Below are 26,304 nucleotides of genomic sequence, written 5' to 3'. Positions count from 1 at the left end.
TAGCGCAGCGACCGGCAGCGTTCGGGCGCAACCGGTAAAATGCCGAACCATGAAACCTGAAATCTGGACCCCGCATGTGACGGTCGCCGCGCTCGTCGAGCACGCCGGCCGCTTTCTCATGATCGAGGAAGAAACCTCGTCGGGCCTGCGCATCAACCAGCCGGCAGGCCATCTCGAAGCCGGCGAAACGCTGGCCGACGCCGTGATCCGAGAAACGCTCGAGGAAACCGCGCACCCGTTCACGCCCGACGCGCTCGTCGGCGTCTACCTCGCGCACTACGACCGTCCCGGCACCGCCGGTGCAACCTACCTGCGCTTCACGTTCTGCGGCGCGGCGGGCGAGCCGATCGCGGGCCACACGCTCGACGACGGCATCGTCCGCACGCTGTGGATGACCGCCGACGAACTGCGCGCCTGCAGCGCGCGCCATCGCTCGCCCGCGGTGATGCGCTGCGTCGACGATTACCTCGCCGGGCGGCGCATTCCGCTCGATTTCGTGCACACGCATTCGGTCGCACCGCGCCCCGAAGCATTCGAACGTCAGGCGGTCAACAAATGAGCAAGCGCCGTGTAGTGGTGGGCATGTCGGGCGGCGTCGATTCGTCGGTGACCGCGTGGCTGCTCAAGGAACAGGGTTACGACGTGGTCGGCCTGTTCATGAAGAACTGGGAAGACGACGACGACGGCGAATACTGCTCGACGCGCCAGGACTGGATCGACGTCGTGTCGGTGGCCGACCTGATCGGCATCGACGTGGAAGCCGTCAACTTCGCGGCCGAATACAAGGACCGTGTATTCGCCGAATTCCTGCGCGAATACTCGGCCGGCCGCACGCCGAACCCCGACGTGCTGTGCAACGCCGAGATCAAGTTCAAGGCGTTCCTCGATCACGCGATGTCGCTCGACGCGGAAATGATCGCGACCGGCCACTACGCGCGCGTACGCGAGCGTGACGGACGTTTCGAACTGCTGAAGGCCTTCGATCATACGAAAGACCAGTCGTACTTCCTGCACCGGCTGAACCAGGCGCAACTGTCGAAGACGATGTTCCCGCTCGGCGAGATCCCGAAGACGAAGGTGCGCGAGATCGCCGCGCAGATCGGGCTGCCGAACGCGAAGAAGAAGGATTCGACCGGCATCTGCTTCATCGGCGAACGGCCGTTCCGCGATTTCCTGAACCGCTATCTGCCGACCAAACCCGGCCCGATGAAGACGCCGGATGGCAAGGTCGTCGGCGAGCACATCGGCCTCGCGTTCTACACGTTCGGCCAGCGCAAGGGCATCGGCCTCGGCGGCAGCAAGACCGGCAACGGCGATCCGTGGTTCGTCGCCGCAAAGGACATCGCGTCGAACACGCTGTACGTCGTGCAGGGCCACGATCATCCGTGGCTGCTCGCGCGCGAGCTCGTCGCCGGCAACGTGAGCTGGGTTGCCGGCGAACCGCCGGCCGAAGGTTTCGCGTGCGGTGCGAAGACGCGCTACCGGCAGGCCGACGCGGCATGCGCATTCGGCGCCGCCACGCCCGGCCCGGCTGGCGAAGCACGCTTCTCGCTCGCGTTCGACGACGCGCAGTGGGCCGTCACGCCCGGCCAGTCGGCCGTGCTGTACGACGGCGAGATCTGCCTCGGCGGCGGGATCATCGAATCCGCGCTGTCCGGCAGCACGCAGCCGAACGAAGCACCGGCCCTCGCGCTCGCCCGCTGACGCACTGCCGCCGGTGCAACGCAAACGGGCGCCGGCCGGAAGCGGCCCCGCCGCTCATCGCATGTTCTGCACCGACGCGTCGTAGCGCTCGCGCGCCGCGTCCAGCTCGGGAAAATGGCGCTCGGCCCAGCGGTCGAGCGCCACGAGCGTCTCCACGAGCGACCCCGCCACCGCCGTCAACCGGTACTCGACGTGTGCGCGCCGCGCCGCCACCGCGGTGCGTTCGATCAGCCCGTTGCGCTCCAGTTCGCGCAGCGTCTGCGTCAGCACCTTCTGGGAAATCCCGCCGATACGCTTGAGCAGCTCGCCGTTGCGCAGCGGCCGCTCGGCCAGCGCCGGCAGGATCAGCAGCGACCACTTGCCGGCGACCAGCGCCAGCGCATCGCGCGCCGAGCAGTCCGCCGCATAGACGTCGCCGGGAAATGCCATGGTTACCTCCGGGTGCGTGATTGCGCGGCCCCACTGCCGCCGGCCATCATCGTCGCACACTCCCGGAGCGCGCCATGCATGTGCTGATCGTCGTCGCCCATCCCGAACCGCAGTCGTTCAACGCCACACTCGCCCGCACGGCGGCCGACGCCTGGCGCGCGGGCGGCCATGTCGCGACGGTCGCGAACCTGTATGCCGATGCATTCGACCCGTGCGAGGCACCGCGCCACTATGCGGACCGGATCGACACCGCCCGCTTCGACGCACAACGCGAGCAGCGCCATCACTGGGAGCGCGGCACACTCGCGTCCGATGTCGCGCATCATATCGGCCTGCTGAAGCAGGCCGATGCGCTGATCCTGCAGTTCCCGCTGTGGTGGTTCGGCGCGCCCGCGATCCTGAAGGGCTGGATGGATCGCATATTCGTCTACGGCGGCCTCTACAGCAGCCGGCAGCGTCACGATCGCGGCGTGCTGCACGGGCGGCGCGCGTTGCTGAGCGTCACGACCGGCTCGTCGGCCGCCGCCTGCGCGCCCGACGGCCGCGAGGGCGATACCCGCCTGCTGCTGTGGCCGATCATGTACGCGCTGCGCTATGTCGGCTTCGACGTGCTCGAACCGCACCTGATCCACGACGTCCGCGGCGGCCTGGCCGACGACGACGCGCGGCAGCAGGACGCGCGCCTCGCACGAAGCGTCGCCGACTACCGCACGCGGCTGCGCGACTGGCCCGCGTGGCCGCTGGTGCCGTTCAACCGGGACGAGGATTTCGACGACGACGCCAGGCTGAAACCCGGCGCACCGGCGTACAGCCCGTTCATCCGCCCGGCCGGGGCCGGCCGGTAGCCGCCGGCTCGGCAACACGAGCATCACGACACCCGTAGTAGACTCTCGACCATCGTGGGCGCCGGCAGCGGCGGGTACTGTACGGGCAGCATGCCCGCCGGGCCTGCGCGATGCCTCGGGCGCCGACCTGCCGGCCGCCGCGCAATCCTGGCGACGTGACGGCCATCCAGACAATGACGATGGAGTCCCCATGTTTTCCCGACGCTATATCGCGATGTGGTGCGCGGTCCTGCTGTTCGTGGCCGTCGCGGCGCTCGCTGCCCGGCACACGATCGCGTGGCTGTGGCTCGTAATCCCGGCCGCCCTCGTCGCCCTCGGCCTGTACGACCTGAAGCAGGACCGCCACGCGATCCTGCGCAACTATCCGCTCTGGGGCCACTTCCGCTTCCTGTTCGAATTCATCCGACCTGAAATCCGCCAGTATTTCGTCGAGGACGACACCGACGAGAAGCCGTTCTCGCGCGCGCAGCGCAGCCTCGTCTACCAGCGCGCGAAGAACGTCGCCGACAACCGGCCGTACGGCACCGAGCTGAACGTGAAGGCCGTCGCGCACGAATGGATCAGCCACTCGCTCGCACCGACGAAGCTGCCGAACCACGATTTCCGTATCCGCGTCGGCGCGAACCGCGCGCAGCCGTACGACATTTCGATCTTCAACATCTCGGCGATGAGCTTCGGCTCGCTGTCCGCGAACGCGATCCGCTCGCTGAACCTCGGCGCGAAGAAAGGCGGTTTCGCGCACGACACGGGCGAAGGCTCGCTGTCGAAGTACCACCGCGAAAACGGCGGCGACATCATCTGGGAAATCGCGTCCGGCTACTTCGGCTGCCGAAACGACGACGGCACGTTCAATCCCGACAAGTTCGCGAAGCAGGCCGCCGATCCGCAGGTCAAGATGATCGAGGTGAAGCTGTCGCAAGGTGCGAAGCCCGGCCACGGCGGCGTGCTGCCGGCTGCGAAGATCACGCCGGAAATCGCCGAGACGCGCGGCGTGCCGATGGGCAAGGACTGCATCTCGCCCGCGACGCACTCGGAGTTCTCGACGCCGCGCGGGCTGCTCGAATTCGTCGAACGGCTGCGCACGCTGTCGGGCGGCAAGCCGACCGGCTTCAAGCTGTGCATCGGCCATCCGTGGGAATTCTTCGGGATCGCGAAGGCGATGCTCGAAACCGGCATCGTGCCGGACTTCATCGTCGTCGACGGCGCGGAAGGCGGCACCGGTGCGGCGCCGCTCGAATTCACCGACCACGTCGGCGTGCCGCTGCAGGAAGGGCTGCTGCTCGTGCACAACACGCTCGTCGGGATCGGCGTGCGCGATCGCGTGAAGCTCGGCGCGAGCGGCAAGATCATCACCGCGTTCGACATCGCGCGTACGCTCGCGATCGGCGCGGACTGGGTGAACTCGGCGCGCGGCTTCATGTTCGCGGTCGGTTGTATCCAGGCGCAGCACTGCCATACCGACCGCTGCCCGACCGGCGTCGCGACGCAGGACCCGGTGCGCCAGCGCGCGCTCGTCGTGCCCGACAAGGCCGAGCGCGTGTACAACTTCCACCGCAATACGCTGCACGCGCTGCAGGAGCTCGTGCAGGCGGCCGGCCTCGCGCATCCGTCGGAGCTGCGCGCGCATCACATCGTGCAGCGGGTCGCGCCGCATGAAGTACGACTGATGTCGCAGTTGCTGAAGTACCTGAAGCCCGGCGCGCTGCTCGACGGCCAGACCTGCGGCTTCTCGCTGTACGACAAGTGGTGGCCGATTGCACGCAGCGATTCGTTCACGCTCGGCGAAGCCGTGTACGCGTCGATCGAATGACGCGGGCCACTGCCCCCGCCGCGGGGCGGCCCGGCAAAAAGAAAAGCGCCCCGCGGGGCGCTTTTCTTTTGTCTGCCGAATGCGTAATCGCGTGAATGCGTCGCGTGCGGCTCAGTTCTGCGGCAGCGTGTCGGCGAACGACGGCCGCTGCAGCAGCTTCGCGAAGTGCTTGTCGAGGTTCGGGTGGCGATCGCGCCAGTTGAGCTCGGGCATCCGGAAGTCGAGATAGCCGAGCGCGCAGCCGAGTGCGATGTCGGCGAGCGTGTAATGATTACCGACGCACCACGTCTTGCCGCCGAGGCCCTGCGACATCGCGACGAGACCGTCGTCGATCTTGCGTTGCTGGCGCGCGATCCAGCTCGCGCTGCGCTGCGCTTCGTCGCGCATCGTATGTTCGACGCGAATCGCGACCGCCGCGTCGATCACGCCGTCGCCCAGCGCTTCCCAGCACCGCACCTCGAGGCGCTCGCGGCCCGACGGCGGAATCAGCTTGCCGACCGGCGACAGCGTATCGACGTATTCGCAGATCACGCGGGAATCGAACACCGCGGCACCATCCTCCATCACGAGGCACGGGACCTTGCCGAGCGGATTCGATGCATGAATATCCGTCTCCGGCGCCCACACGTTCTCGAGCTCCAGCTTGTAGTCGATCTTCTTTTCAGCCAGCACGATCCGCGCCTTGCGGACGTACGGGCTGCTGAGCGAACCGATTAATTTCATCATCTGCCTTTTTAAGGGAACCGCCGAGAGTATACGTTGTCGCCGATCATAACCGGCCAGCGTCGCGCGACAGAAAATCGCCCGGACGGCCTGTGGATGGTTTGCAACAACCGCCGCACGGGCCTTCCGGGGCGGCTTCCCGCCCCCTCTCTCACGCATGGCGTCCCGCGGCGCTACAATCGCACGAATGAACGCGCCCCTCGATACCGCCATCGCCGTCGACGTCTACCGCCAGCGCCGTGAACGCGTGCTTGCCGCACTGCGTGCCGCCGGCGGCGGCGTCGCCATCGTCCCCACCGCGCCGGAAGTGCCGCGCAACCGCGATACGGACTATCCGTACCGGTTCGACAGCTACTTCCACTACCTGACGGGCTTCAGCGAGCCGGATGCCGTGCTCGTGCTCAACGCGGCCGCGCCGCACGGCGCGCCGGAGTCGATCCTGTTCTGCCGCGGCAAGAATCCCGACCGCGAAATCTGGGAAGGCTTCCATTACGGGCCCGAAGCCGCGCGCGACGCATTCGGCTTCGATGCGGCGTTCGCGGTCGACGTGATCGATACCGAGATGCCGCGCCTGCTCGCCGACGCGGGCACCGTGCACTACCGGTTCGGCGCCTCGGCCGATTTCGAGCGTCAGCTCGCAGGCTGGCTCGACGCGGTGCGCGCGCTGGCGCGCACGGGTGTCGCAGCACCGGACGCGATGCTCGACCTCACGCCGCTGCTCGACGACATGCGGCTCGTGAAGGACGAGCATGAGCTCGCGATCATGATGCGTGCCGCACACATCTCCGCACTTGCGCACCGCCGCGCGATGCAGGCGTGCCGCCCCGGCATCCGCGAATACGAACTCGAGGCCGAGCTGCTGTATGTATTCCGCAAGCACGGCGCGCAGTCGCCCGCGTACGGCTCGATCGTCGCGGCCGGCGCCAACGCATGCGTGCTGCACTACCCGGCCGGCAACGCAACCGCACAGGATGGCGACCTGATCCTGATCGACGCCGCGTGCGAACTCGACGGCTACGCATCGGACATCACGCGCACGTTCCCGGCCAACGGGCGCTTCTCGCCCGCCCAACGCACGCTGTACGACATCGTGCTCGCCGCGCAGCAGGCCGCGATCGACGCGACGCGCGCCGGCGTGCCGTTCGAGGCGCCGCACGACGCTGCCGTGCGCGTGCTCGCGCAGGGGCTGCTCGACACCGGCATCATCCCGAAAACGCGCTTCTCGAACGTCGATGACGTGATCGCCGAGCGTGCCTACGCGCGCTTCTACATGCATCGCACCGGCCACTGGATCGGCATGGACGTGCACGATTGCGGCGACTACCGCGAGCGGCTCGCCGAACGCGACGGCAACGGCGCGCTGCCGTGGCGCACGCTGAAAGCCGGCATGACGCTGACGATCGAGCCCGGCCTGTACGTGCGCGCCGCCGACGACGTGCCGCCCGAGTACTGGAACATCGGCATCCGCATCGAGGACGACGCGATCGTGCGCGAGCACGGCTGCGAGCTGATCACGCGCGGCGTGCCCGTCGCGGCGGACGAGATCGAAGCGCTGATGCGCGCGGGCGCATGACCGGCTGCCGCCGACCGTTACTTCCGTTTCACGAATCAAGATGACGACCGCCTCTTCCCCGGCCAAGCCGGACTACGATCTCGCCATCGTCGGCGCGGGCCCCGTCGGGCTCGCGCTCGCCGGCTGGCTCGCGCGCCGCAGCGCCACGCAGCACGCATCGATCGCACTGATCGATGCACGCGAACCGGCCGCGAGCACGAACGATCCGCGCGCGATCGCCGTGTCGCACGGCAGCCGCGTGCTGCTCGACACGCTCGCGTGGCCCGCCGACGCGACGCCGATCGAACATATCCACGTCTCGCAGCGCGGCCATTTCGGCCGCACGCTGATCGACCGCGATGAGCACGGCGTCGCCGCGCTCGGCTATGTCGTGCGTTACGGCTCGCTCGTGCAGGCGCTCGCGGGCGCCGTGCGCGGCACGCGCGTCGACTGGCTCACGTCGACCACCGCGCGCGCGCCGCAGCAGGATGCCGACGGCGTCACGCTGGCGCTCGACGGCCCGCAGGGCGAGCGCACGCTGCGCGCACGCGTCGTCATCAATGCCGAAGGCGGCCTGTTCCACGAACAGCAGGCCGACGCCGGCAAACATCGCCGCGACTACGGACAGACCGCGATCGTCGGCACGGTCACGGTATCGGCGCCGCGCCCGAACGTCGCATGGGAACGCTTCACGCACGAAGGCCCGCTCGCGCTGCTGCCGCTCGGCGGGCCGCGCCGAGCCGAGTACGCGCTCGTCTGGTGCTGCACGCCCGACGAAGCGGCGCGCCGCGCCGCGCTGCCCGACGATGCGTTCCTGCGCGAGCTCGGCACCGCATTCGGCGCACGCATGGGCGACTTCGTCGCGATCGCGGGCCGCGCATCGTTCCCGCTCGGCCTGAGCGCCGCGCAGACGCTCGTCAACGGCCGCGTCGCGATCGTCGGCAATGCCGCGCAAACCCTGCACCCCGTCGCGGGCCAGGGGCTCAACCTCGGGCTGCGCGATGCGCATACGCTCGTCGATACGCTGTCCGCGCAAGGCTTCGAAGCAACCGCACTCGCCACCTTCAACGCGCGCCGCGCACTCGACCGACGCTTCACGATCGGCGCGACCGACACGCTGGCACGCCTGTTCACGATCGACTCGGGCCCGCTCCCGCTGCTGCGCGGCGCCGCGCTCACCGCGCTGGAGTTCGTGCCGCCGCTCAAGAAGGTGATCGCGCGCCAGATGATGTTCGGCCAGCGCAACTGACCCGCGGCGCGCACAGTCGCGCCACTCAAACCGGGTCAAATCGGCGGGGCATGGGAATACGGTAAAATGCGCGTTTCCGCCTACCCTTTCCCTGCCCGCGCCCGCCGCGGGCGGTGCCATTGCGATGCCCGTTATCGGCCCTCACGTATTGCGTAACAACCTGTTCGTCGCGCCGATGGCCGGCGTGACGGATCGTCCGTTCCGCCAGCTCTGCAAGCGGCTGGGAGCCGGTTACGCCGTGTCCGAGATGGTCGCGTCCAACGCGCAGCTGTGGAAAAGCGCGAAGACGATGCGGCGCGCGAACCACGAAGGCGAGGTGGAACCGATTGCGGTCCAGATCGCCGGCGCCGATCCGGCGATGATGGCCGAAGCGGCCCGCTACAACGTCGACAACGGCGCGCAGATCATCGACATCAACATGGGCTGCCCGGCGAAGAAGGTCTGCAACGTCGCGGCCGGCTCCGCATTGCTGCAGAACGAGCCGCTCGTGCAGCGCATCGTCGAGGCCGTCGTCGCGGCCGTCGGCACGGGGCCCGATGCGGTGCCCGTCACGCTGAAGATCCGCACCGGCTGGGATCGCGAGCACAAGAACGCGATCACGGTTGCGCGCCTGGCCGAAGCCGCCGGCATCTCGATGCTCACCGTGCACGGCCGCACGCGCGCCGACCTGTACCGCGGCGACGCCGAATACGACACCATCGCCGCCGTGAAGGCGGCTGTGCGGATTCCGGTGGTCGCGAACGGCGACATCACGTCGCCCGCGAAGGCGAAGGCCGTGCTCGACGCCACCGGCGCCGACGCCCTGATGATCGGTCGTGCCGCGCAAGGTCGGCCGTGGCTGTTCCGTGAAATCGATCATTTCCTGCAAACCGGCGAGCTGCTGCCCCCGCCGCGGATCGACGAGATCCAGCACGTGATGAACGAACACCTGGAAGACCACTACGCTTTCTATGGTGAATTCACGGGAGTCCGTACTGCGCGCAAGCACATCGGCTGGTACACTCGCGGCCTTTCCGGTGCCAACGGGTTCCGGCACAGGATGAACACGCTCGATTCCACCCGCGAGCAGCTCGCCGCCGTCAATGCATTCTTCGAGGCGCAAAAGGCGCTGTCGGACCACCTCGTCTACGTCGATGACGAAGAGGAAAACGGCCAGGGCGAGTCGGACGACCATAACCAGTTAGCAGCATGAGCAAGCACAACATCGAACAATGTGTCCGCGAGAGCCTGGACGTGTATTTCCGGGATCTAGACGGCTCCAATCCGCATGACGTCTATGAAATGGTGATGTCCTGCGTCGAAAAGCCGATGCTCGAGGTCGTGCTCGTACAGGCGGGCGGCAACCAGTCGCTCGCCGCGGAGTACCTCGGCATCAATCGCAATACGCTGCGCAAGAAGCTGCAGCAGCACGGCCTGCTGTAGGCAGCCGTCCCGTCCCCGTTTCCCTGGCTATTGGTGGTTCCATCATGATCAAGCAAGCGCTCATTTCCGTTTCCGACAAGACCGGCATCGTCGACTTCGCGAAGTCGCTGTCTGACCTCGGCGTCAAGCTGCTGTCGACGGGCGGCACCGCGAAACTCCTCGCCGACGCCGGCCTGCCCGTGACCGAAGTGGCCGATTACACGGGCTTCCCGGAAATGCTCGATGGGCGCGTGAAGACGCTGCACCCGAAGGTGCACGGCGGCATCCTCGCCCGCCGCGACCTGCCCGAGCACATGCAGGCGCTCGAGCAGCACGGCATCCCGACGATCGACCTGCTCGTCGTGAACCTGTATCCGTTCGTCGCGACGATCGCGAAGGACGACTGCACGCTCGCCGACGCGATCGAGAACATCGACATCGGCGGCCCGACGATGCTGCGCTCGGCCGCGAAGAACCACCGCGACGTGACGGTCGTCGTCGACCCGGCCGATTACGCGGTCGTGCTCGATGAAATGAAGGCGAACGGCAACGCGGTCGGCTACGCGACCAACTTCCGCCTCGCGACGAAGGTGTTCGCGCACACCGCGCAATACGACGGCGCGATCACGAACTACCTGACGAGCCTGACCGACGAGCTGAAGCACGCATCGCGCAGCGCGTACCCGGCCACGCTGAACCTGGCGTTCGACAAGGTGCAGGACCTGCGCTACGGCGAGAACCCGCACCAGAGCGCCGCGTTCTACCGCGACCTCGCGACGCCGGCCGGCGCGCTGGCGAACTACCGCCAGCTGCAGGGCAAGGAACTGTCGTACAACAACATCGCCGATTCCGATGCAGCGTGGGAATGCGTGAAGACGTTCGACGCACCGGCCTGCGTGATCATCAAGCATGCGAACCCGTGCGGCGTTGCAGTCGGCAACGATTCGGCCAACGCGTACGCGAAGGCATTCCAGACCGACCCGACGTCGGCGTTCGGCGGCATCATCGCGTTCAACCGCGAAGTCGACGAAGCGGCTGCCCAGGCTGTCGCGAAGCAGTTCGTCGAAGTACTGATCGCACCGTCGTTCTCCGACGCCGCGAAGCAGGTGTTCGCCGCGAAGCAGAACGTGCGCCTGCTCGAGATCGCACTCGGCGACGGCCATAACGCATTCGACCTGAAGCGCGTGGGCGGTGGCCTGCTCGTGCAGTCGCTCGATTCGCGCAACGTGCAACCGAGCGAGCTGCGCGTCGTCACGAAGCGCCAGCCCACCGCGAAGGAAATGGACGACCTGCTGTTCGCGTGGCGCGTCGCGAAGTACGTGAAGTCGAACGCGATCGTGTTCTGCGGCAACGGCATGACGCTCGGCGTCGGCGCCGGCCAGATGAGCCGCGTCGATTCCGCGCGCATCGCGAGCATCAAGGCGCAGAACGCCGGCCTGACGCTGGCCGGCTCGGCCGTGGCATCGGATGCGTTCTTCCCGTTCCGCGACGGCCTCGACGTCGTCGTGGCGGCCGGCGCGACCTGCGTGATCCAACCGGGCGGCTCGATGCGCGACGACGAAGTGATCGCGGCGGCCGACGAACACGGCATCGCGATGGTCCTGACGGGCGTGCGCCACTTCCGTCACTGATCACGGCATGCGGCCCGCGCGGCCGCTGCACGACAACCCGGCGGCATCCCCCCGCCGGGTTTTTTATTGCGCGGCGCCTTCGCGCACGACCGGGCGACCGGCTTGCCGCGCCAATCGTTGTAGTATCGCTGCATCACGCCATTCTCCTCACTCATGCGAATTCTCGGCATCGACCCCGGCCTGCGCGTCACCGGCTTCGGCGTCATCGACGTCAGCGGCCACCGGCTCGCCTATGTCACGAGCGGCGTGATCCGCACGCCGACGGCCGACCTGGCCACCCGGCTCGGCACGATCTTCCAGGGCGTCTCGACCATCGTGCGCGAGCACGCCCCCGATCAGGCCGCGATCGAAAAGGTGTTCGTCAACGTGAACCCGCAGTCGACGCTGCTGCTCGGCCAGGCACGCGGCGCCGCGATCTGCGGGCTCGTCGCGGGCGGCCTGCCGGTCGCGGAATACACGGCGCTGCAACTCAAGCAGGCGGTGGTCGGCTACGGCCGCGCGACCAAGACGCAGATGCAGGAAATGGTCACGCGGCTGCTCAACCTCTCCGGACAACCGGGCTCCGATGCGGCCGACGCGCTCGGCATGGCGATCTGCCACGCGCACGGCGGCGATACGCTCAGCACGCTCGGCGGCCTCGCGCCGGCACTCGCGAAGAAAGGGCTGCGTGTGCGGCGCGGGCGGCTGGTCGGCTGACACCGGCGCCCCTTCACACGGCACGCCGGATCGGCCGCCGTGCCCGCGCGCGATGCGCACGCGCCGTGCATCGCCCCGGCCTGATGGCCGAGTCCGTCGGCATCGCGCCGCACGTGCGCTACACTCGCGCTTTCTTCCTCGCATCAAGCCATCCATGATCGGTCGCATCGCCGGCATCCTGCTCGAAAAGAACCCGCCCCACCTGCTCGTCGACTGCAACGGCGTCGGCTACGAAATCGACGTGCCGATGAGCACCTTCTACAACCTGCCGCAAACGGGCGAGCGCATCGTGCTGCTCACGCAGCAGATCGTCCGCGAGGACGCGCACCTGCTGTACGGCTTCCTGACGCCGCAGGAGCGCACGACCTTCCGCGAGCTGCTGAAGATCACCGGCATCGGCGCGCGCATGGCGCTCGCCGTGCTGTCCGGCATGAGCGTGCAGGAACTCGCGCAGGCCGTGACGATGCAGGACGCCGCCCGCCTCACACGCCTGCCCGGCATCGGCAAGAAGACGGCCGAGCGCCTGCTGCTCGAACTGAAGGGCAAGCTCGGCGCCGATCTCGGCGCGCTCGCCGGCGCCGCGTCGCCGTCCGACCACGCGACCGACATCCTCAACGCGCTGCTCGCGCTCGGCTATTCCGAAAAGGAAGGCCTCGCCGCGATCAAGAACGTGCCGGCCGGCACCGGCGTATCCGAAGGCATCAAGCTCGCACTGAAGGCGCTGTCGAAGGGGTAACGCCCGCATGACGCGCCGCCAACCGGTGCGTTGAAGCCAGTGTCGCGCAGCCGCACGACGCTCGCCAGTCGGCCGTTCGGCCAGGTGGGCGCGACAGCGGCGCGCGGTACAATGGCCGCATGATTGAAACCGACAAACTCGCCACCGAGCAGCGGATCATCGCCGCCACGCCCGCCTCGTCGCACGAGGAGGTGTTCGAACGTGCGCTGCGGCCGCGCCAGCTCGACGACTACGTCGGCCAGGAAAAGGTGCGCGGCCAGCTCGAGATCTTCATCGAAGCCGCCAAGCGCCGCTCCGAGCCGCTCGACCACGTGCTGCTGTTCGGGCCGCCGGGCCTCGGCAAGACGACGCTCGCGCACATCATCGCGCGAGAGATGGGCGTGAACCTGCGCCAGACGTCGGGCCCCGTGCTCGAGCGTGCGGGCGATCTCGCCGCGCTGCTGACGAACCTCGAAGCAAACGACGTGCTGTTCATCGACGAGATCCACCGGCTGTCGCCGGTCGTCGAGGAAATCCTGTATCCGGCTCTCGAGGATTACCAGATCGACATCATGATCGGCGAAGGCCCGGCCGCGCGCAGCGTGAAGCTCGACCTGCAGCCGTTCACGCTCGTCGGCGCCACCACCCGCGCCGGGATGCTGACCAACCCGCTGCGCGATCGTTTCGGGATCGTCGCGCGCCTCGAGTTCTACGATGCCGATCAACTGTCGCGCATCGTGCGGCGCTCGGCGTCGCTGCTGAACGCGCAGATCGATCCGAACGGCGCGCTCGAAATCGCGAAGCGTTCGCGCGGTACGCCGCGGATCGCGAACCGGCTGCTGCGCCGCGTGCGCGACTTCGCGGAAGTGAAGGCCGACGGCCAGATCACCGCAGCCGTCGCCGATGCCGCGCTCGCGATGCTCGACGTCGATCCGGTCGGCTTCGACCTGATGGACCGCAAGCTGCTCGAGGCGATCCTGTACAAGTTCGACGGCGGCCCGGTCGGTATCGACAACCTCGCGGCGGCGATCGGCGAAGAGCGCGACACGATCGAGGACGTACTCGAGCCGTACCTGATCCAGCAGGGCTTCCTGCAGCGCACGCCGCGCGGGCGTGTCGCGACGCTGCTCACGTATCGCCACTTCGGGCTTTCCGCGCCCGACACCGGCCGCACCGAACGCGGCGAGTGGGATACCCCCGACGGGAAGTAACCCGTCGCCCGAACCGCAACCGCCATGACGACGCCGCCCAGCTCCCGCCCCGCCGCACCCGCACCGGGCCCGCGCTGGGCCGAGCCGATCCGCAAGCGGCTCGTAGCCGGCGTCACGCACCTGACCGTGGGCGGCGGCGGCCCGTCGCTCGACCTCTCTTCGCCGCCGGGCGACCCTGGCCTGTTCGGCCCCGACGCGATCTGCTGGCGTGTGCATGCCGACTTCACGTCGATGATGACGGGCGGCATCGCCGCGCTGCTGCTGCAGGCGCTCGACCCGCTCGCGCTCGCGGGCGTCTGGGATCACTCGTCGTTCCGCACCGACATCCTGGGCCGCCTGCGACGCACCGCCACGTTCATCACCGGTACGACGTTCGGCAGCCGCGCGGACGCACTCGCGCTGATCGAACGCGTGAAATCGATCCACGCGCACATCTCGGGTACCGCGCCGGACGGCCGCCCGTACCGCGCCGACGATCCGGCGTTGCTGACGTGGGTGCATGTCGCGGAAGTGTCGAGTTTCCTCGCCGCGCATCTGCGCTATGTGAATCCGGCGCTGCCGGGCGAGTTGCAGGACCGCTACTACGCCGAGACGGCATTGATTGCCGAACTGCTCGGCGCACACGAGGTGCCCCGTTCGCGCGCCGAGGTGGCCGCCTATCTCGCGCGCATGCAGCCCGAGCTCGAGGCCGGGCCGCGCACGTTCGACGTGATGTCCATCCTGTTGAACGTGCCGGTCGCGAAGCCCGCGCTGCGGCCGGCCGCGTCGCTGGTGATGCATGCGGGAATCGACCTGCTGCCGCCGTGGGCGCAGCGCATGCTCGGCGTGTCGGCGTTCGCGCCGCTGCGCCGCGCCGTGGTCCGGCCGGGCATCCGGGTCGTCGCGCCCGTGCTGCGCTGGGCGCTCGTGAACGGCGCGTCAAAGCGTGCGCGCCGCCGCGCCACCGCGACACCGCCCGACGGCACCCCGTCTACCTGACGATTCGCTTCCTCTTATCATTTCAATTTACTGTCAAATACCTGTGACAAGCTGACGGGCTTGCACCCGCGCACGGTCGCACGCACCGTCCGTCCCGCCTGTCCGTGACCCGCGTGGTGTCCCGCCCACCCGACCGACACCCGATGCCCGCGATGCCACGCCTGCCGATCCGTTTCGCCCTTGCCGCCAGCCTGTCCACCGTCTTCGCCCTCACTGCCTGCGGAGGCGACGATGTCGCCGCCGTCGCGCGTTCGGATGCGCAAACGCCGTCCGGCGGCACCCCGGCCGCGCCGGCTCCCACGCCGCCGGCCACCGTCACGCCGCAACCGGGCAAGTGGAAGGCCGCTCGCACGGGCGACCTGATCGACGTGACGCTCGGCGATCTCCACCCGACGCAAGGCGCAATCGGCTACGACCAGATCTATTACAAGCTCGGCCGCTACGAACTGCAGCCCGACAAGAAATTCGACGACTTCTGCGCGGACGAAGGCCTCGGCGGCGTCGCTTCGGGCGGGTACACGGCCAAGTCGGTGCTGCGCGAGCCCGCGAGCTACACGTGCACGACGACCGATGCGAACGCCCGCGACCGCTCGGTGCTGAACCCGGTCGTGATCGGCCCGAACGGCGATGCGCTGTACCTGACCGACGGCCATCACGGGCTGTCGACCTACTACGAGACACCCGACGGCGGCCCGGCGCTGCGCGTGCACGTCGTCGTCAAGGACAACCTCAGCGACTACTCGGGCGACGCGTTCTGGCAGCAGATGCAGAGGCGCGGCTATCTGCGCCTCAAGAATGGCGAAGGCAAGCCGATCACGACCGCGCAACTGCCGACCGGTCTCGGCCTGAAACTCGGGATGACGAACGACCGCTACCGCTCGCTCGTCTATTTCACGCGCGACATCGGTTACAGCAAGCCCGCACAAGCCACCGACTACCTCGAGTTCTACTGGGCCGACTGGCTGCGCGCGCAACCGGGCACGTTCGCGCTCACCGGCTATGACCTGACGCGCGCCGGCATAACCGATCCGGATCCGGCGAAGGCCGACACGGGCTACCTGAACGCGGTCTGGAATGCGTCGACGCGCATGGTCGCGGCCACCGACCCGGTGATCGACGGCAAGACGGGCGCCGACCTCGGGCGCGCGGACGCGATCAACGGCGGGAAGAAATACAACAAGGGGGAATTCGACAAGCTGCGCCAGCCGATCACGGCGGACAAGCCCGGCAAGATCGCGTACGCGCTCGACTACAAGACGCGCCACGCGCTGCCGCAGTAAGCAGCCGGCACCGCGCAGGAAGGAAACCCCGACCGGCGATGCCGGACGGGGCCTGCAGGCTCAGAGCACCTTGCGGTACCCATCGTCGTCGCTTGCGGCGTCCAGGTGCGAGACGTCGGCCCACTGCACGACCTGCGCGCGGCCATCGACGTAATCGACGACGTTGATGCTCGTGTTGAGCAGCTGATAATTGCGCGGCGCCGACAGCTCGATGCCGTTCGCAAAACGATAGACGCAGTCGAGCACACCGCCATGCGCGACGCACGCGATCCGGCCACCCGGATGCTCGGCGACGATCGGTTCGAGCGCATGCAGCACGCGGTGGTAGAACTCGCGCTGCGACTCGCCGCCCTCCGGCGCGAAGCCGGGGTCGCGCGTCTGCCAGGCCGCGTACGCATCGGGAAACAGCGTCTCGATCTCTGCGCTGTCGTGCCCCTGAAACTGGCCGTACGAGCGTTCGCGCAGCCCTTCCCGCAGCCGCGGCGTCAGCCCGAGCGCGTCGGCGAACGGCTGCGCGGTCTGCTGCGCACGCATCAGGTCGCTCGAATAGATCGCGTCGAGCCGTGCACCGTCACGCGCGTCGCGCGCGAGCCTCGCGGCAAGCCGCTGCGCCTGCTCGAGGCCCGTTTCTGCCAGCGGGATGTCGATATGACCCTGGATGCGCTTGATGCGATTCCAGGCCGTCTCGCCATGGCGGATGAAAAGAATCTGCGTGGTGGCCATCGCGGCGCGTCTCCGGGGAAGAATCAGGGCCGCACTTGCAGCCAGAATGTCACGGGGCCGTCGTTGACGAGGGACACCTGCATGTCGGCGCCGAACTCGCCCGTCTCGACGACCGGATGGCGCGCACGCGCGGCCGCGACGAAATAGTCGAACAGCCGCGCGCCTTCGTCGGGCGGCGCGGCCGGCGTGAAGCTCGGCCGCAGCCCGCTGTTGGTATCCGCCGCGAGCGTGAACTGCGACACGAGCAGCAGGCCGCCTGCGCGGCCCTCGCCGTCGATATTCGACACCGGCAGGTTCATCTTGCCGGCGGCGTCGCTGAACACGCGGTAGCCGAGCATCTTCGCGAGCAGCTTGTCGGCCGCTGCGTCGGTGTCGCCGCGCTCCGCGCAGACCAGCGCGAGCAGGCCCGCGCCGATCTCGCCGGTCGTGCGATCGCCGACGCGCACGTCGGCGCGCTTCACGCGCTGGATCAGCGCGATCATGCGGTCAGCGTGACGCGTGCGAAGCGGCGCTTGCCGACCTGCACGACGAATTCGCCGGCTTCGACCTTCAGGCCCTTGTCCGAGACGGTCGCGCCATCGATCTTCACGCCGCCCTGCTCGATGTTGCGCAGTGCCTCGCTCGTCGACGGCACGAGGCCGGCCTGCTTCAGCAACTGGCCGATCGCGAGCGGCGCGCCCGCGAGCGTGACCGACGGGATGTCGTCCGGCACGCCGCCCTTCGCGCGATGGTTGAAGTCCTCGAGCGCACGCTCGGCGTCGGCCTGCGAGTGGAAGCGCGCGACGATTTCCTGCGCGAGCAGCACCTTGAAGTCGCGCGGGTTGCGGCCGCCTTCGATCTCGCGCTTGAAGCCGGCGATCTCGTCCATCGGGCGGAACGACAGCAGCTCGAAGTAACGCCACATCAGCGTGTCCGAGATGCTCATCAGCTTGCCGAACATGTCGTTCGGATGCTCGCTGATGCCGACGTAGTTGCCCTTCGACTTCGACATCTTCTCGACGCCGTCGAGGCCTTCGAGCAGCGGCATCGTGAGAATGCACTGCTGTTCCTGGCCATACTGCTTCTGCAGTTCGCGCCCGACCAGCAGGTTGAACTTCTGGTCGGTGCCGCCGAGCTCGAGGTCGGCGTTCAGCGCGACCGAGTCGTAGCCCTGCATCAGCGGGTACAGGAATTCGTGGATCGAGATCGGCACGCCGCCCTGGAAGCGCTTCGTGAAATCCTCGCGCTCGAGGATCCGCGCAACCGTGTAGCGCGACGCGAGCTTGATCATCCCGTCCGCGCCGAGCGGCATCGACCATTCGCTGTTGTAGCGGATTTCGGTCTTGTCGCGGTCGAGCACGAGCGCGGCCTGCTCGAAGTAGGTCTTCGCGTTCGATTCGATCTGCTCGCGCGTGAGCGGCGGGCGCGTCGCATTGCGGCCCGACGGATCGCCGATCAGCGACGTGAAATCGCCGATCAGGAAGATGACCGTGTGGCCGAGATCCTGCAGCTGACGCATCTTGTTCAGCACGACCGTATGGCCGATGTGGATGTCAGGCGCGGTCGGGTCGAGGCCGAGCTTGATGCGAAGCGGCGTGCCCGTCGCCGCGCTGCGTGCGAGCTTCTGCGCGAACTCTTCCTCGACCAGCAGCTCGTCGACGCCGCGCTTCGTGACGGCGAGCGCATGCCGGACTTCGTCGGTGATCGGGAAAACAGGCTTGGAACTGGGTTCGGTGCTCATCGGTGCCAGGAAGAATGTCGCAAAAACAGGGATTTTCCCATAACTTGCGCGCCCATCGCTTAACGGCGCGTCACGTTGCGCGGATAATCGGGCGCAAGGCGCGCGGCACCGGCCCGCGCCGCACGATCCAGGAGGACCCAACGTGCCGCAACGACAGCCGCAACACGCCCATCCGGCCGACGGCATCTACTTCGGGCTGATGTCGGGCACCAGCATGGACGGCGTCGATGGCGTCGCCGTGCGTTTCGAGGCCGGCCGTGCGCCGGTCGTGCTCGCGGAAGCGTTCGTCGGCTTCGCGCAATCGCTGCGCGACGCGCTGTTCGCGCTGCAGCAGCCCGGCGACGACGAGATCGACCGCGAATCGCTCGCGGCGAACGCGCTGGTCGCGCGCTACGCGGTGTGCTGCCACGAATTGCAGCGCACGGCCGGGCTGTCGCGCGACGAGATTCGCGCGATCGGCGTGCACGGCCAGACCGTGCGCCATCGCCCCGAGCGCGGCTATACGCGGCAGATCAACAACCCGGCATTGCTCGCAGAGCTGACCCAGCTCGACGTGATCGCCGATTTCCGCAGCCGCGACGTCGCCGCGGGCGGCCATGGCGCGCCGCTGGCGCCGGCCTTCCATGCGACGGTGTTCGGCACACCGGGCGAGACGCGCGTCGTCTGCAATCTCGGCGGGATCAGCAACATCACGATCCTGCCCGGCGAAGGCGGCGACGTACGCGGCTTCGACTGCGGCCCCGCGAATGCGCTGCTCGACGAATGGGCGACCCGCCATCTCGGCAAGCCGTACGACGACGGCGGCAAGTTCGCCGCACGCGGCACCGTCCACGCGCCGTTGCTCGACGCGCTGCTCGACGAACCGTATTTCACCGCCCCGCCGCCGAAAAGCACCGGGCGCGACCTGTTCAATCCCGCCTGGCTCGACGCGAAGCTCGCCGCGTTCGCGCTGGTCGCGCCAGAGGACGTGCAGGCGACCCTCACCGCGCTCACGGCCGTGTCGGTCGCACGCGAGGTCGCGCAGCACGCAGCCGGCTGCAAGGCCGTGTTCGTCTGCGGCGGCGGCGCACGCAATCCGGTGCTGCTCGACGCGCTCCGGAACGCGCTGCGCGAGGCCGGCGTGCCGGCCACGGTCGATACGACGGCCGCACTCGGCGTGCCGCCTCAGCAGGTCGAGGCGCTCGCGTTCGCATGGCTCGCGTACCGCTTCACCGCGCGCCAGCCCGGCAATCTCGCGACGGTCACGGGCGCAGCCGGCAATCGCGTGCTGGGCGCGCTCTATCCGCGCTGACGCGGCACCTGCTCCACGGCAGGCGCCCGTCGCCATTGCGAACGGGCACAAAAAAACGGGGCATGAAGCCCCGTTTTTCATTCCGGCGAACCGGATCGGATCTGCGGTGTGCTCAGACCGAGAACGACGAGCCGCACCCGCAGGTGGTGCTCGCGTTCGGGTTCTTGATCACGAACTGGGCGCCGTTGAGGTCGTCCTTGTAGTCGATCTCGGCGCCGACCAGGTACTGGTAGCTCATCGAGTCGATCAGGAGTTGGACGCCGTTTTTGTTCATCACGGTGTCGTCCTCGTTGACTTCCTCGTCGAACGTGAAGCCATACTGGAAGCCGGAGCAGCCGCCGCCCTGCACGAACACGCGCAGCTTCAGGTCGGGATTGCCCTCTTCGTCGATCAGTTGCTTGACCTTGTCGGCTGCGGCGTCGGTGAAGACGAACGGAACCGGCATTTCGGCCGTCGTTGCTGCGGATTCGGTAACAGCGTTCATTGCGAACTCTCCAAAAAGCTTTAGCCGCTATTGTAGGGCCGATCAGAAGATCGTGCTGAAGTCCATGAAATCAATAGGTTCTTGTCGATTTCATCAAACACGCCTGCGCGGGCCGCGGCAGCACGCGCCTGGAGACGGACATAAAAAAACCGCCAGCGCGAACGCTGGCGGTTTTTCCGGCGGACGCCGCCCGGGAGCGGCGAGGCCATGAAGCGGAATTAACGCTTCGAGAACTGCTTTGCGCGGCGTGCCTTGCGCAGACCAACCTTCTTACGCTCGACTTCACGTGCATCGCGCGTGACGAAGCCTGCGTTCGACAGCGACGGCTTCAGCGTCGCATCGTAGTCGATCAGTGCACGGGTGATGCCGTGGCGCACTGCACCTGCCTGACCCGTTTCGCCGCCGCCGTTGACGTTGACCTTGATGTCGAACGTCTGGCCGTGGTTCGTGAGTTCCAGCGGTTGACGCACGATCATCAGCGACGTTTCGCGCGAGAAGTAGTCAGCGATGGGCTTGCCGTTGACGATGATGTCGCCCTTGCCAGCCTTGATGAAGACACGTGCGACTGCGCTCTTGCGGCGGCCCGTACCGTAGTTCCAGTTACCGATCATGTGGGCTCCCCTTAGATCTCGAGCGCCTTCGGCTGTTGCGCCGAATGCGGATGCGTAGCTTCAGCGTAGACCTTCAGCTTCTTGATCATCGCGTAGCCGAGCGGGCCCTTCGGCAGCATGCCCTTGACCGCCTTCTCGAGCGCGCGGCCCGGGAAGCGTTCTTGCATCTTGCCGAACGTCGTTTCATAGATACCGCCCGGGTAACCCGAGTGACGGTAGTACTTCTTGTCCAGCGTCTTGTTGCCCGTGACCTTCAACTTGCTTGCGTTGATGATGATGATGAAATCACCAGTGTCGACGTGCGGGGTGAACTCAGGCTTGTGCTTGCCGCGCAGACGGCGTGCCACTTCGCTGGCAACACGGCCGAGAACCTTATCCGTCGCGTCAATCACGTACCATTCACGCGTCACCTCATGGGCTTTTGCGGAAAACGTCTTCATGATCGATCCAAAAAAATTGCTTAGCCCGATGTGTTCTTCCTGCTTGTCTGTGTGCGCTTCGAGGCGCGGTGCAGGCTCTCCCTGTTCTTTTTCCGTGGGCATGAATGCGGAAAAGCCCTGAATTATAAAGGAAATACGACAAGGCGGTCAAAGGGAATCCACTTCCCGTGTCCATGGCGGCCGAAATGGGCCAAAATCCGTTCGTGCCCCGGCAAGCCAGGCGAACCGAGCGCCCGGGGAGGCACCCATCGACGCGCGGCACATGACCATCCCGCGCCAGACCGGCCGAATCTGGAAAACAACAAACAAGCATGATGAATCAACGACTTACGCCCTTCCTTGCAGCCGCACTGCTGGCCGCCGCGGCGCCCGCCGTCGCCGCCCGCACCGACTGCGAAGCCAAGCTCGACGCACTCGATACACGCATTACCGAAGCCCGCGCCGCCCATGCCGAGGATCGCGTCGCCCGCCTGCGCGCGGTGCGCGAACGCGTCCGCCACTTCTGCGCGCGTGGGCACGGCCATGCGTCGGCCGTCCACGCACCGGCACCCGACGCACGCTCGCCCGGCACGACGCCCGGCCCGACCGCGCAGCCGGCCGCCAAGCAACCGGCGTAACGATGCCGGGGCGCGCAAGCCGCACGCCGATGTTTGCATGGGACGAAAAAAAGCCCGAACGGCTGGTTCGGGCTTAATCCACCATAGGAGGAGGGTGGAGGAGACATTCGGAGGTTGCCGCAGCGCGACAACCAATGAGGCTCATTATACGAACGCGTCGCCGGCTGCACAAGAAAATTTGCATTACGAAATCAAACACCATAATGCGGAATATCTCGCATCGCGTTTGAAAAATCCACCTTCCCTTTTAAAATCAATTACTTGATCGCACACAGCAGGGTCGAAATTCGCCTTCGATTAGAGCAAAGCCCCTAAATTCGACGGGGAATTGGCCGTCCGGCGCACCGCTTGCGCCGTTCCGGCATTGCGCGTCGTGCAGCGCATCAGCCGGCCGTTGCGCAGCGGGCTACAATGCCGGATCGAATCCGAATCAGGCAACGCTGGAGTGCAAGCATGGAATGCAAAGTAAGCTGGATGGGCCAGGACGGCATGGCGTTTTCCGCCGAGACCGGCAGCGGCCACCTCGTCACGATGGATGGCGCGCCCGAAGGCGGCGGCCACAACCTCGCGCCGCGCCCGATGGAAATGGTGCTGCTCGGCACCGGCGGCTGCACGGCCTATGACGTCGTGCTGATCCTGAAGAAGAGCCGCCAGGAAGTCAGCGGCTGCTCGGTCACGCTGAAGGCCGAACGCGCGAGCGAAGATCCGAAGGTGTTCACGAAGGTGCACTTCCACTTCACCGTCACGGGTCGCAACCTGAACCCGTCCACGGTCGAACGCGCGATCAACCTGTCGCACGACAAGTATTGCTCCGCGTCGATCATGATCGCGAAGACGGCCGAACTCACGCATTCGTTCGACATCGTCGCCGGCTGAACCCACGGCGAGCGCGCATGAAAAAAGGGCCGGCGCTCCGTGGGGAGACGCCGGCCCTTTCCCATTCGAGCGGCAAAGCAGGCCGATAAGCCGGATTCTGTGCACGCTGCGCGCCGAAGCACGCAACGCGTGGCAGCCATTCCTCTAGGCGCGCCATTGCTGACGCGCTCAAGCTTCCTACCCGCAGACGAGACGGGGGCCCCGTCCTGCATCCGAAAATGCGCGCCTGCCTACTTGGAATTGCTCCGGGTGGAGGTTACCGTGCCGGCGAACGTCGCCGTCGCCGCGGTGCGCTCTTACCGCACCGTTTCACCCTTACCTGATCCCGGCTTGCGCCGGGCCATCGGCGGTTTGCTTTCTGTTGCCCTGTTCCGCGTGTCGCCACGGATGGCCGTTAGCCATCACCCTGCCCTGTGGAGTCCGGACTTTCCTCGCCCCCGCGCGCCCGAAGGCGGCGAGGCCGCGACTGCCTAGCCTGCTTTGCGACGCGCATTCTAGCACTGCGCGCCGCGGGCCGCATGGAGTCGGGCTCACGCGGCGGTGCTAAAGGTCACGCCAGTTTCCAGCCGATCGTCTCGCCGCCTCGCAGCGGCACGACGGGCGTATCGCCCGCGAAGATCTCGCGTGGCAGTTCCCATGCCTCGCGACGCAGCGTGACCGTCTCGGCGCTGCGCGGCAGCCCGTAGAAATCGGCGCCGAAGAAGCTCGCGAAGCCTTCCAGCTTGTCGAGCGCGCCGGCATGATCGAACGCTTCCGCATACAGCTCGAGCGCGTGCAGCGCCGTGTAGCAGCCCGCGCAGCCGCACGCGGTTTCCTTCGCGTCGCGCGCATGCGGTGCGCTGTCGGTGCCCAGGAAGAAGCGCGGGTTGCCCGACGTCGCGGCCTCGACCAGTGCAACGCGATGCGTCTCGCGCTTCAGCACCGGCAGGCAGTAGTAGTGCGGGCGAATCCCGCCGACGAACAGCGCGTTGCGGTTGTAAAGCAGGTGATGCGCGGTGATCGTCGCGCCGAGCAGGCCGGGCGCCGCGTCCGCGTCGCGCACGTAGTCGGCCGCGTCCTTCGTCGTGATGTGTTCGAACACGACCTTCAGGCCCGGGAAATCGCGGCGCAGCGGCGTCATCACGCGGTCGATGAAGACCTTCTCGCGGTCGAACAGGTCGATCGACGCATCGGTCACCTCGCCGTGCACGAGCAGCGGCATGCCGGTTTCCTGCATCGCCTCGAGCGTCTTCGCACATTTCGCGAGATCGGTGACGCCGTGGTCGGAATTCGTCGTCGCGCCTGCCGGATACAGCTTCACGCCGTGCACGAAGCCGCTTTCGCGCGCGCGGCGAATCTCGTCGGGCGGCGTGTTGTCGGTCAGGTACAGCGTCATCAGCGGTTCGAACGTCATCCCGGCCGGCAGCGCCGCGAGGATGCGCTCGCGATAGGCCTGCGCCTGCGCGGTGGTCGTCACCGGCGGCTTCAGGTTCGGCATGACGATGGCGCGGCCGAACTGGCGCGCGGTGTGCGGCAGCACGGCGGCGAGCATGTCGCCATCTCGGAGGTGCAGGTGCCAGTCGTCGGGACGGGCGAGCGAGAGCGTCGCCGGGGAGGAAGCGTTCGAGGCAGTCATAGGAGGCGTCGTGAGGAACGGGCTGGCCATCGGCGGGGCCGGAACGCGCGTGCGCGGGCCGACTGACGGCAAACCGCAACACGGGGCCTTCGGCCGGCGGAATCCGCTTTTTACCGCTCAGGGCTCGGTGATATGCTAGAAGCCGCATTGTACCGGGGTTCGCCCGGTTCGTTACCCCCCGCCTCAGCCTGCTGCCCCACGTAAAATGTGCCAACTCTTAGGAATGAACTGCGCCGCGCCGACGGACGTCACATTCTCCTTCACAGGTTTCGCGGCCCGGGGCGGCCTCACCGATCACCATGCCGACGGCTGGGGCATCGCGTTCTTCGAAGATAAAGCCTGCCGCCTGTTCATCGATCACCAGGCCTCGGCCACGTCGCCGATCGCCGAAATGGTGAAGCGCTACCCGATCAAGTCCAAGAACACGATCGCGCACATCCGCAAGGCGACGCAAGGCCACATCCTGCTCGAGAACAGCCATCCGTTCATGCGCGAGCTGTGGGGCCGGCACTGGATCTTCGCGCACAACGGCGACCTGCAGGATTACGCACCGGACATGGACGGCAGCGTCTACCACCCGGTCGGCACGACCGACAGCGAACAGGCGTTCTGCGTGCTGATGCAGGGGCTGCGCGAAGCGTTCCCCGGCGCGCAGCCGCCGTTGCCCGAACTGTTCGAGCGCGTCGGCGAGCTGACGCGCGGCATCACCGATCACGGCGTATTCAACTTCCTGATGTCGAACGGCCAGGCGCTGTTCGCGCATTGCTCGACGCGGCTGCACTACCTCGTGCGGCGCTGGCCGTTCTCGACCGCGCACCTCGTCGACGAGGACCTGTCGATCGACTTCGCGAAATACACGACGCCCGAGGATCGCGTCGCGGTGATCGCGACGCAGCCGCTCACCGACAACGAAGTCTGGACTGCGTTCGAGCCGGGCGAGCTGATCATGTTCCAGTGCGGCGACGTCGCCGCGCGGATGCGGATCCCGGTGCCGGAGCGCGTGCTCGAGAAGCTGCGCAATCCGTCGCTCGACGCGTCGGCATCGGCGCCGCGCGACACGCGCGAGGTGCTCGCCACCGCCGCCGAAGTCGATTCCGACGACGCGATCGACTTCTGAGCGTCCGGCGCGCCAGCGCCCTCCTCCTTTCACCTTTTCGCCGCGTCACCGCACGTCGATGGCCCGCCGCGTCGAATCGCGGCGGCGGCTTCGTGCGCAAGCGACTCGGTAACGCTCACCGTCGCAACAAATCGCCCTCCCCTGCGCCGACTGCGTTTCATCCCGACCACAGTCCGGCATATCGAAGCGACGCCGCACAACACTTTTCGGATTTGATTTATTTTCAATTTAAAACAAATCGAAAACCAAAATACGGCGGCGGTATTCAGATAATCCGGCAACCGCATTTTAACGCACCAATCCGGCACAAACCGTGCGGCACCTCACCGAGCCAGCAGCCGCTGATTTGCATCACCCAAGCCCGCCAAGACCCTATACAGCAAGGCTTTCAGTTCGATTCATCGCACAACCAAAAAATACCCGATGAAAACAGCATGATTGCCGCATTTGTTAGATTCCCGACAATCGATCACTCGCCCGATCAATAGACTCCGCCCATCCTCGGTGTAACGAATTGCGATTCGCGGAGAAACGGCCACGGCCGCCGCACACCCATTCACGCCATTCTCCACCGCGGATTGCGATT

The 26,304-nt window shown here is 67.1% G+C and carries 28 protein-coding genes and 1 other RNA gene; 19 read left to right on the top strand and 10 right to left on the bottom strand.

The genetic code is table 11. From position 1 onward, the window contains the following. Window positions 1-49 precede the first annotated feature (49 nt). On the top strand, window positions 50-559 hold the full coding sequence (locus tag LXE91_RS08310; RefSeq protein ID WP_039361426.1) for an NUDIX hydrolase: 510 nt from the start codon (window positions 50-52) through the stop codon (window positions 557-559). Next, window positions 556-1,704 (top strand): tRNA 2-thiouridine(34) synthase MnmA, encoded by a 1,149-nt coding sequence (gene mnmA, locus LXE91_RS08305; RefSeq protein WP_039361428.1) that lies wholly within the window; start codon window positions 556-558, stop codon window positions 1,702-1,704. Before LXE91_RS08310 ends, mnmA begins: the two co-directional genes overlap by 4 nt. Window positions 1,705-1,758: 54 nt before the next feature. Here mnmA and LXE91_RS08300 read toward each other — a convergent pair whose 3' ends face one another. Continuing rightward, a complete protein-coding gene (locus tag LXE91_RS08300) occupies window positions 1,759-2,133 on the bottom strand; it encodes a winged helix-turn-helix transcriptional regulator (protein WP_039361430.1) in 375 nt (124 codons plus the stop codon). 74 nt (window positions 2,134-2,207) lie between these two features. Here LXE91_RS08300 and LXE91_RS08295 point away from each other — a divergent pair, with 74 nt between their 5' ends. Then, window positions 2,208-2,978: an NAD(P)H-dependent oxidoreductase gene (locus tag LXE91_RS08295; protein WP_039361432.1), complete on the top strand. Its 771-nt coding sequence runs from the start codon at window positions 2,208-2,210 to the stop codon at window positions 2,976-2,978. A 190-nt stretch (window positions 2,979-3,168) separates the two neighbouring features. Further along, window positions 3,169-4,788: an FMN-binding glutamate synthase family protein gene (locus LXE91_RS08290; protein WP_039361434.1), complete on the top strand. Its 1,620-nt coding sequence runs from the start codon at window positions 3,169-3,171 to the stop codon at window positions 4,786-4,788. A gap of 111 nt (window positions 4,789-4,899) precedes the next feature. Here the strand turns inward: LXE91_RS08290 and LXE91_RS08285 are convergent, their stop codons facing one another. Beyond that, the gene (locus LXE91_RS08285; RefSeq protein ID WP_039361436.1) at window positions 4,900-5,514 is read right to left on the bottom strand and encodes a glutathione S-transferase family protein; all 615 of its coding nucleotides are present in this window, start codon (window positions 5,512-5,514) and stop codon (window positions 4,900-4,902) included. A gap of 184 nt (window positions 5,515-5,698) precedes the next feature. Between LXE91_RS08285 and LXE91_RS08280 the strand changes: the two genes are divergently transcribed. From LXE91_RS08280 to LXE91_RS08235, 10 genes are all read left to right on the top strand, one after another. Next, window positions 5,699-7,084 (top strand): aminopeptidase P N-terminal domain-containing protein, encoded by a 1,386-nt coding sequence (locus LXE91_RS08280; protein WP_039361438.1) that lies wholly within the window; start codon window positions 5,699-5,701, stop codon window positions 7,082-7,084. A gap of 40 nt (window positions 7,085-7,124) precedes the next feature. Then, the gene (locus LXE91_RS08275; protein ID WP_278068127.1) at window positions 7,125-8,312 is read left to right on the top strand and encodes a UbiH/UbiF/VisC/COQ6 family ubiquinone biosynthesis hydroxylase; all 1,188 of its coding nucleotides are present in this window, start codon (window positions 7,125-7,127) and stop codon (window positions 8,310-8,312) included. Window positions 8,313-8,436: 124 nt separating this feature from the next. Beyond that, window positions 8,437-9,504, top strand: a complete 1,068-nt coding sequence (dusB, locus tag LXE91_RS08270; protein WP_006497523.1) for a tRNA dihydrouridine synthase DusB — start codon at window positions 8,437-8,439, stop codon at window positions 9,502-9,504. Continuing rightward, window positions 9,501-9,734: a Fis family transcriptional regulator gene (locus LXE91_RS08265; protein WP_006476892.1), complete on the top strand. Its 234-nt coding sequence runs from the start codon at window positions 9,501-9,503 to the stop codon at window positions 9,732-9,734. Before dusB ends, LXE91_RS08265 begins: the two co-directional genes overlap by 4 nt. 44 nt (window positions 9,735-9,778) lie before the next feature. Further along, window positions 9,779-11,344 carry a bifunctional phosphoribosylaminoimidazolecarboxamide formyltransferase/IMP cyclohydrolase gene (purH, locus tag LXE91_RS08260; RefSeq protein ID WP_039361442.1) on the top strand — a complete coding sequence of 522 codons (1,566 nt, stop codon included), beginning with the start codon at window positions 9,779-9,781 and terminating at the stop codon, window positions 11,342-11,344. Between the two features lie 153 nt (window positions 11,345-11,497). Next, window positions 11,498-12,040 carry a crossover junction endodeoxyribonuclease RuvC gene (gene ruvC / locus LXE91_RS08255; protein ID WP_039361444.1) on the top strand — a complete coding sequence of 181 codons (543 nt, stop codon included), beginning with the start codon at window positions 11,498-11,500 and terminating at the stop codon, window positions 12,038-12,040. 154 nt (window positions 12,041-12,194) lie between these two features. Further along, a complete protein-coding gene (ruvA, locus tag LXE91_RS08250; RefSeq protein WP_039361446.1) occupies window positions 12,195-12,776 on the top strand; it encodes a Holliday junction branch migration protein RuvA in 582 nt (193 codons plus the stop codon). A 119-nt stretch (window positions 12,777-12,895) separates the two neighbouring features. Further along, window positions 12,896-13,966 (top strand): Holliday junction branch migration DNA helicase RuvB, encoded by a 1,071-nt coding sequence (gene ruvB / locus LXE91_RS08245; protein WP_039361448.1) that lies wholly within the window; start codon window positions 12,896-12,898, stop codon window positions 13,964-13,966. Window positions 13,967-13,990: 24 nt separating this feature from the next. After that, complete coding sequence (locus tag LXE91_RS08240; protein WP_039361450.1) at window positions 13,991-14,944, top strand: oxygenase MpaB family protein; 954 nt, start codon at window positions 13,991-13,993, stop codon at window positions 14,942-14,944. Between the two features lie 152 nt (window positions 14,945-15,096). After that, the gene (locus LXE91_RS08235; RefSeq protein WP_039361572.1) at window positions 15,097-16,224 is read left to right on the top strand and encodes a ParB/Srx family N-terminal domain-containing protein; all 1,128 of its coding nucleotides are present in this window, start codon (window positions 15,097-15,099) and stop codon (window positions 16,222-16,224) included. A 60-nt stretch (window positions 16,225-16,284) separates the two neighbouring features. Here the strand turns inward: LXE91_RS08235 and LXE91_RS08230 are convergent, their stop codons facing one another. From LXE91_RS08230 to tyrS, 3 genes are read right to left on the bottom strand one after another with little or no spacing between them, the layout of a single operon-like run. Continuing rightward, window positions 16,285-16,947 carry a histidine phosphatase family protein gene (locus tag LXE91_RS08230; RefSeq protein WP_039361452.1) on the bottom strand — a complete coding sequence of 221 codons (663 nt, stop codon included), beginning with the start codon at window positions 16,945-16,947 and terminating at the stop codon, window positions 16,285-16,287. Between the two features lie 23 nt (window positions 16,948-16,970). Further along, window positions 16,971-17,429 carry a D-aminoacyl-tRNA deacylase gene (gene dtd / locus LXE91_RS08225; RefSeq protein WP_011350959.1) on the bottom strand — a complete coding sequence of 153 codons (459 nt, stop codon included), beginning with the start codon at window positions 17,427-17,429 and terminating at the stop codon, window positions 16,971-16,973. Next, window positions 17,426-18,667: a tyrosine--tRNA ligase gene (tyrS, locus tag LXE91_RS08220; protein WP_039361454.1), complete on the bottom strand. Its 1,242-nt coding sequence runs from the start codon at window positions 18,665-18,667 to the stop codon at window positions 17,426-17,428. Before tyrS ends, dtd begins: the two co-directional genes overlap by 4 nt. 142 nt (window positions 18,668-18,809) lie before the next feature. Here tyrS and LXE91_RS08215 point away from each other — a divergent pair, with 142 nt between their 5' ends. Further along, window positions 18,810-19,958, top strand: coding sequence for an anhydro-N-acetylmuramic acid kinase (locus LXE91_RS08215; protein ID WP_039361457.1), 1,149 nt, complete (start codon window positions 18,810-18,812; stop codon window positions 19,956-19,958). Between the two features lie 112 nt (window positions 19,959-20,070). Here LXE91_RS08215 and erpA read toward each other — a convergent pair whose 3' ends face one another. The 3 genes from erpA to rplM form a co-directional block, all read right to left on the bottom strand. Further along, window positions 20,071-20,442: an iron-sulfur cluster insertion protein ErpA gene (gene erpA, locus LXE91_RS08210; protein WP_011350956.1), complete on the bottom strand. Its 372-nt coding sequence runs from the start codon at window positions 20,440-20,442 to the stop codon at window positions 20,071-20,073. 218 nt (window positions 20,443-20,660) lie between these two features. Beyond that, window positions 20,661-21,053: a 30S ribosomal protein S9 gene (gene rpsI / locus LXE91_RS08205; RefSeq protein ID WP_011883283.1), complete on the bottom strand. Its 393-nt coding sequence runs from the start codon at window positions 21,051-21,053 to the stop codon at window positions 20,661-20,663. 11 nt (window positions 21,054-21,064) lie between these two features. Beyond that, entirely contained in the window at window positions 21,065-21,493 is a 429-nt protein-coding gene (gene rplM / locus LXE91_RS08200; protein ID WP_009687896.1) for a 50S ribosomal protein L13, read from the bottom strand. Between the two features lie 311 nt (window positions 21,494-21,804). Here rplM and LXE91_RS08195 point away from each other — a divergent pair, with 311 nt between their 5' ends. Together LXE91_RS08195 and LXE91_RS08190 are read left to right on the top strand one after the other, a co-directional pair. Next, the gene (locus LXE91_RS08195) at window positions 21,805-22,110 is read left to right on the top strand and encodes a DUF1090 family protein (protein ID WP_039361461.1); all 306 of its coding nucleotides are present in this window, start codon (window positions 21,805-21,807) and stop codon (window positions 22,108-22,110) included. A 411-nt stretch (window positions 22,111-22,521) separates the two neighbouring features. Next, entirely contained in the window at window positions 22,522-22,986 is a 465-nt protein-coding gene (locus LXE91_RS08190) for an OsmC family protein (protein ID WP_172625585.1), read from the top strand. A gap of 70 nt (window positions 22,987-23,056) precedes the next feature. Here LXE91_RS08190 and rnpB read toward each other — a convergent pair. After that, window positions 23,057-23,468: RNase P RNA component class A (gene rnpB / locus LXE91_RS08185), an RNA gene on the bottom strand. Between the two features lie 68 nt (window positions 23,469-23,536). Further along, window positions 23,537-24,601: a dihydroorotase gene (pyrC, locus tag LXE91_RS08180; RefSeq protein ID WP_027788369.1), complete on the bottom strand. Its 1,065-nt coding sequence runs from the start codon at window positions 24,599-24,601 to the stop codon at window positions 23,537-23,539. Window positions 24,602-24,806: 205 nt separating this feature from the next. Here pyrC and LXE91_RS08175 point away from each other — a divergent pair, with 205 nt between their 5' ends. Together LXE91_RS08175 and LXE91_RS08170 are read left to right on the top strand one after the other, a co-directional pair. Continuing rightward, window positions 24,807-25,718: a class II glutamine amidotransferase gene (locus tag LXE91_RS08175; protein ID WP_039361465.1), complete on the top strand. Its 912-nt coding sequence runs from the start codon at window positions 24,807-24,809 to the stop codon at window positions 25,716-25,718. Window positions 25,719-25,810: 92 nt separating this feature from the next. Further along, window positions 25,811-26,206, top strand: coding sequence for a hypothetical protein (locus tag LXE91_RS08170; protein WP_135370758.1), 396 nt, complete (start codon window positions 25,811-25,813; stop codon window positions 26,204-26,206). Window positions 26,207-26,304 lie beyond the last annotated feature (98 nt).

Origin of the sequence: Burkholderia contaminans, from assembly GCF_029633825.1 — a bacterium.
GTDB lineage: Bacteria > Pseudomonadota > Gammaproteobacteria > Burkholderiales > Burkholderiaceae > Burkholderia > Burkholderia contaminans.
This window is presented reverse-complemented; position numbering and strand designations above follow the sequence as displayed.

Bases quoted from the DNA above. Each gene is read 5' to 3' on its own strand.
- LXE91_RS08235 (WP_039361572.1), top strand. From the start codon at position 15,097: ATGCCACGCCTGCCGATCCGTTTCGCCCTTGCCGCCAGCCTGTCCACC.
- LXE91_RS08290 (WP_039361434.1), top strand. From the start codon at position 3,169: ATGTTTTCCCGACGCTATATCGCGATGTGGTGCGCGGTCCTGCTGTTC.
- rplM (WP_009687896.1), bottom strand. From the start codon at position 21,493: ATGAAGACGTTTTCCGCAAAAGCCCATGAGGTGACGCGTGAATGGTAC.
- tyrS (WP_039361454.1), bottom strand. From the start codon at position 18,667: ATGAGCACCGAACCCAGTTCCAAGCCTGTTTTCCCGATCACCGACGAA.
- LXE91_RS08280 (WP_039361438.1), top strand. From the start codon at position 5,699: ATGAACGCGCCCCTCGATACCGCCATCGCCGTCGACGTCTACCGCCAG.
- purH (WP_039361442.1), top strand. From the start codon at position 9,779: ATGATCAAGCAAGCGCTCATTTCCGTTTCCGACAAGACCGGCATCGTC.
- LXE91_RS08240 (WP_039361450.1), top strand. From the start codon at position 13,991: ATGACGACGCCGCCCAGCTCCCGCCCCGCCGCACCCGCACCGGGCCCG.
- ruvC (WP_039361444.1), top strand. From the start codon at position 11,498: ATGCGAATTCTCGGCATCGACCCCGGCCTGCGCGTCACCGGCTTCGGC.
- LXE91_RS08230 (WP_039361452.1), bottom strand. From the start codon at position 16,947: ATGGCCACCACGCAGATTCTTTTCATCCGCCATGGCGAGACGGCCTGG.
- mnmA (WP_039361428.1), top strand. From the start codon at position 556: ATGAGCAAGCGCCGTGTAGTGGTGGGCATGTCGGGCGGCGTCGATTCG.
- LXE91_RS08285 (WP_039361436.1), bottom strand. From the start codon at position 5,514: ATGATGAAATTAATCGGTTCGCTCAGCAGCCCGTACGTCCGCAAGGCG.
- LXE91_RS08300 (WP_039361430.1), bottom strand. From the start codon at position 2,133: ATGGCATTTCCCGGCGACGTCTATGCGGCGGACTGCTCGGCGCGCGAT.
- LXE91_RS08195 (WP_039361461.1), top strand. From the start codon at position 21,805: ATGATGAATCAACGACTTACGCCCTTCCTTGCAGCCGCACTGCTGGCC.
- LXE91_RS08265 (WP_006476892.1), top strand. From the start codon at position 9,501: ATGAGCAAGCACAACATCGAACAATGTGTCCGCGAGAGCCTGGACGTG.
- LXE91_RS08295 (WP_039361432.1), top strand. From the start codon at position 2,208: ATGCATGTGCTGATCGTCGTCGCCCATCCCGAACCGCAGTCGTTCAAC.
- LXE91_RS08175 (WP_039361465.1), top strand. From the start codon at position 24,807: ATGTGCCAACTCTTAGGAATGAACTGCGCCGCGCCGACGGACGTCACA.
- dtd (WP_011350959.1), bottom strand. From the start codon at position 17,429: ATGATCGCGCTGATCCAGCGCGTGAAGCGCGCCGACGTGCGCGTCGGC.
- ruvB (WP_039361448.1), top strand. From the start codon at position 12,896: ATGATTGAAACCGACAAACTCGCCACCGAGCAGCGGATCATCGCCGCC.
- pyrC (WP_027788369.1), bottom strand. From the start codon at position 24,601: ATGACTGCCTCGAACGCTTCCTCCCCGGCGACGCTCTCGCTCGCCCGT.
- dusB (WP_006497523.1), top strand. From the start codon at position 8,437: ATGCCCGTTATCGGCCCTCACGTATTGCGTAACAACCTGTTCGTCGCG.
- rpsI (WP_011883283.1), bottom strand. From the start codon at position 21,053: ATGATCGGTAACTGGAACTACGGTACGGGCCGCCGCAAGAGCGCAGTC.
- LXE91_RS08275 (WP_278068127.1), top strand. From the start codon at position 7,125: ATGACGACCGCCTCTTCCCCGGCCAAGCCGGACTACGATCTCGCCATC.
- erpA (WP_011350956.1), bottom strand. From the start codon at position 20,442: ATGAACGCTGTTACCGAATCCGCAGCAACGACGGCCGAAATGCCGGTT.
- ruvA (WP_039361446.1), top strand. From the start codon at position 12,195: ATGATCGGTCGCATCGCCGGCATCCTGCTCGAAAAGAACCCGCCCCAC.
- LXE91_RS08310 (WP_039361426.1), top strand. From the start codon at position 50: ATGAAACCTGAAATCTGGACCCCGCATGTGACGGTCGCCGCGCTCGTC.
- LXE91_RS08190 (WP_172625585.1), top strand. From the start codon at position 22,522: ATGCCGGATCGAATCCGAATCAGGCAACGCTGGAGTGCAAGCATGGAA.